The organism is Streptococcus danieliae (assembly GCF_025447695.1).
GTDB classification, from domain to species: domain Bacteria; phylum Bacillota; class Bacilli; order Lactobacillales; family Streptococcaceae; genus Streptococcus; species Streptococcus danieliae.
The window spans coordinates 1-8157 of record NZ_JAOBSU010000078.1 but is presented as its reverse complement, the minus strand read 5'-3'; the positions used below and the strand labels follow the sequence as shown (position 1 = coordinate 8157).

General features: G+C 44.3%; 6 protein-coding genes, 1 other RNA gene and 1 pseudogene. 6 read left to right on the top strand and 2 right to left on the bottom strand.

The genetic code is table 11. The features are described from left to right. Positions 1–387 precede the first annotated feature (387 nt). Positions 388–564, top strand: a pseudogene (locus tag N4310_RS06330) (group II intron reverse transcriptase/maturase); the annotation flags it as partial. A gap of 64 nt (positions 565–628) precedes the next feature. Here N4310_RS06330 and pbp1a read toward each other — a convergent pair. Both pbp1a and recU read right to left on the bottom strand, forming a co-directional pair. Further along, positions 629–2848: a penicillin-binding protein PBP1A gene (gene pbp1a, locus N4310_RS06325; RefSeq protein WP_160332713.1), complete on the bottom strand. Its 2220-nt coding sequence runs from the start codon at positions 2846–2848 to the stop codon at positions 629–631. Further along, on the bottom strand, positions 2845–3441 hold the full coding sequence (recU, locus tag N4310_RS06320; RefSeq protein ID WP_262092509.1) for a Holliday junction resolvase RecU: 597 nt from the start codon (positions 3439–3441) through the stop codon (positions 2845–2847). Before recU ends, pbp1a begins: the two co-directional genes overlap by 4 nt. A gap of 65 nt (positions 3442–3506) precedes the next feature. Here recU and N4310_RS06315 point away from each other — a divergent pair, with 65 nt between their 5' ends. From N4310_RS06315 to N4310_RS08545, 5 genes are all read left to right on the top strand, one after another. After that, positions 3507–4040, top strand: coding sequence for an SLOG family protein (locus N4310_RS06315; protein WP_179924112.1), 534 nt, complete (start codon positions 3507–3509; stop codon positions 4038–4040). Positions 4041–4102: 62 nt separating this feature from the next. Continuing rightward, the gene (gene gpsB, locus N4310_RS06310) at positions 4103–4429 is read left to right on the top strand and encodes a cell division regulator GpsB (RefSeq protein WP_160332716.1); all 327 of its coding nucleotides are present in this window, start codon (positions 4103–4105) and stop codon (positions 4427–4429) included. Positions 4430–4445: 16 nt separating this feature from the next. Continuing rightward, positions 4446–4815: RNase P RNA component class B (rnpB, locus tag N4310_RS06305), an RNA gene on the top strand. Positions 4816–4867: 52 nt separating this feature from the next. Then, positions 4868–6031, top strand: coding sequence for a THUMP domain-containing class I SAM-dependent RNA methyltransferase (locus N4310_RS06300; protein WP_262092508.1), 1164 nt, complete (start codon positions 4868–4870; stop codon positions 6029–6031). 11 nt (positions 6032–6042) lie between these two features. Further along, positions 6043–7653, top strand: a complete 1611-nt coding sequence (locus N4310_RS08545) for a cell division site-positioning protein MapZ family protein (protein ID WP_276552650.1) — start codon at positions 6043–6045, stop codon at positions 7651–7653. Positions 7654–8157: the final 504 nt, after the last annotated feature.

The window sequence follows — 8157 nt, the reverse complement described above, 5'->3', positions numbered from 1 at the left end:
ACATGTGATTGCCTCTATGCATCGTCTCATTCGAACGATTCATTACCTCATAACGCACAATAAACTTTACGACTATAATATTGCAAAAAATCGATAAAGAAGGATTGTGCAATATAATTGTAGCACCTTGCGAAAAAAATTGAAAGTCAAGGTGCTGTTTCAGTGTACTCTTTTTTAGGTATTTGGTCTCAGCTTAGATATAAAACTATCGAAAGTTGCCTGTGAGCTAAGCCATTATAAGAGAAGAGGGATTCCGTGTAAAGGCACGCTGACGCTCAAGTCCTTGACACAAAATCCCCTTCTCTTCGCTTGCCAACTAGGCTCAGTAGGCACCACTCTGCCAAATAAATTGGCTAATTTTTAGAAAAATGGTTGACAAATGGTAGAAAACTAGGAGTTCCGAAATGGATAGCGGATAAGGTATCTGGCTGGGGTGACCACTATCAACTAGTGGCTCAAAAGTCAGTTTTAAAACGAGCTATATCAAAACCAGCCCTAGTAAAACGAGGACTGGTTTCTTGTCTAGATTATTATCTCGAACGACATGCGTTAAAAGTTAATTGAACCGCCGTGTGCCGAACGGCACGCACGGTGGTGTGAGAGGGACTAGTGATTAGTCCCTACTCGATTATTCCGATCCAGTTTGGTTGCGATTACTGTTAGGCATGTCATTTTCTACATTCGAAGAAGGTAGGGTATTTGGATTTGGGAAGACATTGTCAAGCATGTTGGATGACGTTGGTGTTGTTTCATCTGAGGATGATGAGGTTACAGAATTTGAGCTAGAAGTCGAGCTTGGACTTGGCACGATGTAATCCTCTTCGTCATCATCAACACGATTATAGCTTGGAACCTGGCGTACGCCACGGGCTGCGTTAGAAGTGTTGGCTCCGTTTTTGAAGACGTAGCTACCACTGCGGTAGAGTCCGCTTGGCATTGGGAAGTCGTCGTTTCCATTTGGATGGAGGTAGGTCATCATGTTGCGGTAAACGCTAGTTGCGACATTGATTCCATCATCGAGAATTGGCGTGAAGCGATTATTGTAACCAGTCCACACGGCCATCGCATATTGTGGCGAGTAACCAACAAAGAGCTCGTCTGGAGTAGCGATGTAGGATCCGGCAGTTGAACGAGTTAGTTTAGCAACCTCATCGTCACCATAGTTGGAAGTACCGGTTTTACCAGCTTGGAAGAGTCCGGCAATCGCAGCATTTCTACCAGTGTTGTGGGTTAGAACGGTTTTCAACATGTCGGTGATCATGTAGGCTGTTTGTTCAGACATGGCTCGATTTCCCTTATCCGTTAGATCTTGGGAAGTACCGTCTTGGTATACAACGCGATTGACATATTGCGGTCTGTAGTAAGTTCCTCCGTTAGCGAAGGCTGCGTAGGCAGCTGCCATTTTTTCAGAACTTGCTCCGTATTGGCGATCGGAGATGGTTGTATTACTTGAGATGGCATTGGCATAGAGCATCTCAGGATAATTAATTCCTAATCCATTCAAGAATTTAAGAGATTCATCCAGACCAACGGCTTCTAAAGCTCGAACGGCTGGAACGTTCCGTGAATCTTGAATCGCATACTGAAGGGTAATGGTTCCTAAGAAACGACGGTCATAGTCATAAATCGGAGTGTTAGATCCTGGATAATCATAAGGGGTATCGTAAACGTAGGCCCCCGTGGAATCGTAGATTCCATTTTCAATAGCGGGAGCATAGTCTGTGATTGGCTTCATGGAAGATCCAAAGTCGCGGTTAGTTTCAACCGCTTGGTTGGTCCCAAAGGAGACATTGTTGGATTGGTTCCGTCCACCTAGTTGAGCTACAACTCGACCGTTACTAACATCGACAATAGTTGAAGCGACTTGCATTTCATCGTCAGGATAGGCAACATAGTCATAGGTGTTGTAGATATTCCACAGTTGCTGTTGAGCTTCAATATCAACGTTTGTATAAACTTCCATACCCGTTGTGAGGAGGTTATTTCCTGTTTCCTGTTCAACTTGCTCGATAACTTGTTTGAGGTAGTTGTCGAGATAGGCTGGGTAGCTTTCGGTCCGGCGGAGACTTTGGAGTCCATCAGTGATTTGTGTGTTGATGGCTTGTTCGTATTGTTCAGCGGTGATGTAGTTCATTTCTTTCATCTCGCCTAGAACAAGATTGCGACGCTCAAGCGCAGCTTCAGGATTGGAATAGGGGTCGTATTGGTTGGGAGCTTGTGGCATTCCGGCTAGGAGGGCGAGCTGTGGAAGACTGAGATCTTTCAGCTCTTTCCCATAATAGCTTTGGGCAGCAGTTTTCATCCCATAGTTACCGTTGGACATATAGACCTTGTTGATGTAGTAGGTCAAAATTTCCTGTTTGGTTGCACGTTGCTCCAATTGCATGGCTAACCAGGCTTCGCGAGCTTTCCGGCTCAAGGTTTGGTCTGATGTAGCGGTTGAGAAATAGGTCAGTTTGATCAATTGCTGGGTTAGCGTAGAACCACCTTGACGACTGCTAGAAGTCAGGTTGTTTAGGGCAGCCCCGGCAATACGAACAGAATCCAGACCCCGGTGATCAAAAAATCGGTGGTCTTCAATTGCAACGATGGCATTGACCAATTCGACGGGAATTTCTTCTGGAGACGCATTCTCACGCTTCTCAGATCCGAGATCTGCAATCAAGTTGTTTTGATTGTCATAGATTTTGGATGATGCTGTTGCGATAAGCTCTTCTTCCGAAAGGGTTGGCGATGTAATCGCAAAATAGGTGAACACAAGTCCCCCTAGCACAACCAATGTGAGAAAGAGCGATAACATTCCGAGGGCAATAAATTTACCGAGTCTCGGCCATGAAAAATTCTTCATTTAGAATTACCACCTATTAAATGTTCTTCAATAATTTCCAAATAGGGCACACTAGGAAAGGCTCCCAGCGAAATGGAGTAGCCTTTTTCCCGAATAAACTCTATAGGGAGGGATTTCCAATCTTCTTGGAAACTTTGAATGAGGGCTTCTGCTGGTAGCAAAAAAGTTTCCTGTAATGTTGAAAAGTGTAAGAGAGTGAAACAGATTCCATCCTGTTCAAGTACATGCCGCATGTGATCAATTTGGTGAGCATGGAAATTTTTAAGGGGCATGCCTGTTTTCTGTCTCGTTTCCTTGGCTTCGAAATCCAGGTAATATCCTTTGTAAACACCGGAATAGTCGGTAGTTGAGGCCTGTCGAAAATAGGCTTCAACAATCTTGGCTCGACTCCTTTGAGGGTAATCGACCCGCACAATCTGAACCGGTGTCGGTTTTTTATGGATAACTGCTCGCCTTTTTGTGAGATAATAAGAATTGGTCTCATTCAGCATTTTTTCGAAGGACATTCCCCGATTGGCAAAATTCGATTCCGATTGAATCGAAGCGCGTCCAGTCTGGCGACGTCCACCGAGTTTCGATGGGTACTGTACCATAAGTCTCCTTTAAAACATTACACCCAACAATTATACCATACTTTAGAAAGAGGACTAGCTAAAAAATGCCGACATTACTTGCAGCAGGTTATACCAGTTTTGATTTAGGAATTTTTGCTCCCAAAGACCCCCGGCTTCCAATCCTCAAAAGTCTCTTAAAACGCACCTATCGTCGCTATTTAGAAGAAGGAATTGATTACATTGTTTTTCGCGGACAATTGGGATTTGATGCCTGGTCCTTGGATGTCTTAGAAGAACTTCGGGCTGAAGGTTTCGAGTTTCAGATGGCCTGTGTTTTTTGTTTTCAAGATCAAGGAAAAAATTGGAATGAAGCCAATCAAGAAGTCTTAGCCCGTTTTAAAAGACTTGATTATGTAGCTGCGGCTTATGAAAGTTATGAAAATCCCGGCCAGCTCAAAGCCTACCAAGACTTACTGCTCAGACATGCGCAAGAGGTCCTGTTTTTGTACGATGAGGAGAATCCAACGAATCTAAAATACCTTAAAGAAGCCGTTCAGGAAAAAGGAATCCCCTTACAAATGCTGGACTTTTACGAATTAAACCAGGAGGCGGAAAATTTTTCAAAAGATAACGGCTAGCCCTTGCTAAAATATGCCAAGATTTTATATAATTAGACTTATAAATCAGAACGGAGAGAGAGATGGCCAGTATTAAGTATAGCTCGAAAGATATTTTTGACAAAGATTTTAAAACAACCGTAAGAGGCTATAACAAAGAAGAAGTTGACGAGTTTTTAGATGATATTATCAAAGACTATGAAACCTATGCAGCTTTGGTGAAGGAACTACAGCAAGAGAATCAGCGTCTCAAAAATAGTGCTGCCAAACCAGCTGCACCAACAACTTATAGTCAAGGCTCCCTACCCAAGGAACAAGCGACTTCTGTTTCCAATTATGATATTTTACGTCGCTTGAATCGCTTGGAGAAGGAAGTATTTGGCAAACAAATTGCTGAAAAAGGTTTGTAAGAGTAAGGGACGTGTAGTTTTCGGATAATCGCATACTTGCCTGTCAGGTATGAGGAAAGTCCATGCTAGCACCAGCTGTGATGCTGGTAGTGTTTGTGCTAGGTGAAGACATAAGCCTAGGGACGAGAAATCGTTACGGCGATCGAAAAAGCTAAGTCTACGGATAGGTTTGAATAGATCTGAAAGTGCCACAGTGACGGAGTTTTTCTGGAAACAGAAAAAGTGGAACGCGGTAAACCCCTCAAGCTAGCAACCCAAATTTTGGTCGGGGCATGGGATGCCTGGAAATCGAACGGAGTATCCTGACCGGTCTTGGATCGGTAGACAGATGATTATCGAAGGAAATAAGACCTAGTTATTTCCGGAACAGAACATGGCTTATAGAAAATTACACATAGGTAGCTAGCGTATGCTAGCTTTTTATATAGAGGAAGTAATGTGAAAAATGAATTTCAAATAGTAGCGACAGCTGCTGCAGGGCTAGAAGCCTTGGTAGGACGGGAACTCCGCGCAATGGAAGTTGACTGTCAAGTTGAAAATGGCAAGGTTCGTTTTAAGGGTGGGCAGGAAGACTTTATGAAGGCCAATTTGTGGCTACGAACAGCGGACCGGATTAAACTGGTTTTGGGGGAATTTCCTGCTAAGACTTTTGAAGAGCTGTATCAGGGAGTGTTTGCGATCGACTGGCAGGATTATCTTCCCTTGGGGGTAGCCTTCCCTGTCTCCAAAGCTCGTTGTGTGCGCTCAAAGCTGCATAACGAACCGAGTGTTCAAGCCATTACTAAAAAGGCGATTGTACGGAAGATGCAAAAGGTTTATGCCCGTCCTGACGGAGTGCCCTTGCCGGAATCAGGACCTGTTTTTTCGATTGAGGTCTCAATCCTGAAAGATCGGGCGACTATTCTGTTGGATACCAGTGGGGATAGTCTGTTTAAGCGGGGCTACCGGACTGATAAGGGAGGCGCCCCTCTGAAAGAGAATATGGCGGCAGCCTTGGTCAACCTGTCCAACTGGTTTCCAGATAAGCCACTGCTGGATCCGACCTGTGGATCTGGGACGATTGTCATTGAAGCAGCCTTGAAGGCCTTAAACATTGCTCCTGGTCTGCGTCGCTCCTTTGCTTTTGAAGCTTGGCCTTGGTTGGATCAGAGACTTTGGAAAAATTTAAAAGAAGCGGCTGTGGCAGCCAAGAAGGCTGACCTAGACCTAAGAATTATGGCGTCGGACATTGACGGGAGAATGGTGGAGCTAGCACGGGCCAATGCAGAACGGGCTGGTGTGGCTACTTATATTGCTTTTAAACAAATGCGTTTACAAGACTTTCGGACAGAGTTGATCAATGGGGTGGTGATTTCCAATCCTCCTTACGGGGAGCGCCTTTTGGATGATGAAGGCGTGACCCGTTTGTACCAAGAAATGGGGGAGACCTTTGCCCCTCTGAAAACCTGGAGTAAGTTTATCTTAACCAGTGATGAGCAATTTGAAGCCAAATATGGAAGCCTAGCAGATAAGAAGAGAAAATTGTATAATGGAACCCTAAGGGTTGATTATTACCAATATTTCGGAGAACGTGTGAGACGTTCGGATAATCGTGGCAATTAAAGGAGGTAGCTATGTCGAATAAGGATGGGATTCCGACAAATTCAGAACAGGAGAGCGTTCTGGATTTAGAGCAAGCACAGGAATTGACCGTTGCGGAAGCAGCACGAAAAAATGCAGAAACTCAAGCAGGGATTGTCCCAAGTGACAATGCCTTGGATAAATACATTAAACAGCACAAGGACAAAATTCAGGAAGCTAAGTTTGACACCCAGACCATTGATTTGGCAGAAGCTAGCAAGCTGATTCAGGAGAACCTAGCATCTGAGTCCTTGGTGAAGGTGACGCCAACTTTTAACAGTCAAGTGGAAATACCAAAGGCAGAACCGGTTGCTGATCTCGAAGAGACAGCTGTTTTTGATACGGTGCCAATGCTTTCAGCTACGGAAGAGGTTGTGGCTGAGCCGGAAGAGGAGGGCTCAGATGCTCTCGCTACTGAGGCTGCGAAAGAGACAGCTCTTGGGGCTGCTCTAGCAACGGCTAGTCAAGAGGAGCTAACTGAAGTATCACGGAAGGATTTGAGAGTTCCATTTTATAAGAGCAAGTCTTTTATTTATTCGTCTGCGGCAGCCTTGGCGATTCTGGTTCTAGGTGGAACCAGCTATGCGCTTTTGCAACAGTCTCAGCAAAATTCGCAGAAGGTAGCTTCTTCTTCATCAACCAGCAAATCGAGTTCTAAGGCTAGCTCCAGTCAGGATGCGAAAACGGTTGAGGAGAATTTGAAAACCTTTAATAATCTGGTTGATGGTTTTTACACATCTGCCGAAAAAACGGCTTTGAAAAATGATGCTTTTGGGGATCTGCCAAAATTGCAAGAAGCTCTGAATAAATTAAAAGGAACCAAGGAGTACGATAAAGCCAAGAAAACTTATGATAAGTTATCCAAGGAAATCTCGGCTGTTCAGGACTTGAATGCACAATTTGAGACGCCGGTTCTTGTTGATGGGGAGATTAAGGCGGACGCTAAACCTAAAGCGACCGCGCTCTTCGGCGACATTGATAGTGGCAATGACAAGTTGAATGAGTTGATCAAGCAAGCCTTGGAGATGGGACGGCAAGAAGCAGTGCCAGCGCCTGCACCACAGACAGCGACAAATCCTGCACAGGCTGCACCAGCTGAAGCTGCTGCGCCAGCTCCAGAAACTCCAGCTGCAGTTCCGGCTCCAGCTCAGACACCAGCCCCAGCCAATCCAGCGCCTGCAGTAGCCGTCAATCCGATTCCTGCAACAACAACCATTTCACCTGGTGGTCAGGCCTATCCAGCGATGGTGGTGACACCGGAAGTGGCTAGTCCAGTGGTTCCTGCTGGTGGTGGTTACATTGATTGGGGAATCAAGATTCAACGGGAATTGAGTCGAGTTCCGTATGATCCAGCTAAGCTAGTGGACAGTGAAAATCCAGCTTGGTTCTTTACACCAGGTGTGCTCGAGCGCATTTTGGAGGATGCCCGCCGGAATGGTTACATTGTGGGTGACCAATATATTATTGAGCGTGTAAATATCATTAATGGAAATGGTTATTTCAACCTCTTCAAGCCAGATGGTACCTATCTCTTTAGTATTAATGCAAAGACAGGTTACTATGTTGGTAATGCTCCAGGAGGGGCGGACGCTCTCGATTATTAAGCACAAGGAGACTGACTGCGGTTGGTCTTTTTTTGAATTTTAGCCTATAATATAGTTAGTTATTGAAGTTTGCTATCTCATTTAGAAGGCAGTTGCTTTTATGAATCTGAAAAAAATTTTCCAACATATTTTTTATGCCTATCTAGTCATCTATTCAATCCCTTTATTTTTATCTGTTTTAAACATTTTTCTAGTGGTAATTATGTTCAAGTGGTTTTGAATCTTGTTTTTTTACTGGTGATTATTTTAGTCCTTCTTGATTGGTATTTTCCGATGAAATAAAAATTGGGAATGGATCCGTAAAAGTTGAATAAGTAGTTGTTGAAAGGGTCGAGTCTGGGATTATCCAGGATTCGGTCCTGTTTTGCTACAGTTGTAACAAAAGACCAGGGGTTTTGAGATCGATTCACAATAATGAGACGATTTGTGGTAAAATCCCGAGTTTATCAGTTTAAAAAAGACAAAGGATAGCTAACCCCTTGTGTACCAAGGAGTTTGGCCATC